This window comes from Streptococcus sp. KR (assembly GCF_002238115.1).
In the GTDB taxonomy this organism is placed as follows: domain Bacteria; phylum Bacillota; class Bacilli; order Lactobacillales; family Streptococcaceae; genus Streptococcus.
Window position 1 is genome coordinate 1 of sequence record NZ_NGVM01000172.1, and the last position, 397, is coordinate 397.

Genomic DNA, 397 nt, shown 5'->3' on the forward strand with positions numbered 1-397 from the left:
CTTGAGATTGTCTCAAGTTTTGGCTCAGGAAATCGATCCTAAAAACCGCAAGTCAATTTCGGTTCTCTCAGGACCAAGTCAGGCCGAAGACGTGGTGACTCATGATATTACGCTGGTCACCGTGGCAAGTGACAATGCTCATGCAGCCAAAGAGATCCAAGGCTTATTCATGAATAATTATTTCCGAGTTTATACCAGTGACGATGTTATCGGCGTTGAAATCGGTGCCGCATTGAAAAACATCATCGCCCTTGGTGCCGGCGCATTGTATGGACTGGGATATAAAGACAATGCCAAGGCAGCCTTAATGACTCGAGGCCTTGCTGAAATTTCCCGACTTGGGACCTCATTTGGTGCTAACCCATTGACTTTCATTGGGTTGTCAGGTGTTGGTGAT

At 46.6% G+C, this 397-nt stretch carries 1 pseudogene; it reads left to right on the plus strand.

Going from position 1 to position 397, the window contains the following annotated elements:
- Window positions 1-397, plus strand: a pseudogene (locus CBI42_RS11465) (NAD(P)H-dependent glycerol-3-phosphate dehydrogenase); the annotation flags it as partial.